This is a genomic window from Paraburkholderia sp. SIMBA_027, assembly GCF_046535315.1.
GTDB classification, from domain to species: Bacteria; Pseudomonadota; Gammaproteobacteria; order Burkholderiales; family Burkholderiaceae; genus Paraburkholderia; species Paraburkholderia tropica.
On the sequence record NZ_JAWRWY010001416.1, the window covers coordinates 1 to 243 of the forward strand.

Consider the following 243-nt stretch of genomic DNA (forward strand, 5'->3'; position numbering starts at 1 on the left):
TGTATAATTATATTTTGGAGGTGAGGGCTTTGCTTTCGAAGCATTCAACATATTAATTAGTTGTGTTTTTTTCACAACTCTATAGTTTTTCATTCCCAGCATTACAAAGATGATTCCGAACACAATAATAAGCTGAATGATGGCTTGTGCAGATATACTAAAAGGAATTTCACCACCCAGTGTCATGGACTTACTTAATAACATTAAGAACAATTTCGAGAATAATATCCCGATCAATAAACC

At 32.9% G+C, this 243-nt stretch carries 1 protein-coding gene; it reads right to left on the bottom strand.

What is annotated here, in order from left to right; translation table 11 throughout:
• A partial coding sequence (locus SB764_RS43855; RefSeq protein WP_410867289.1) for a hypothetical protein occupies nt 1–186 on the bottom strand: 186 nt, incomplete at its 3' end.
• Nucleotides 187–243: the final 57 nt, after the last annotated feature.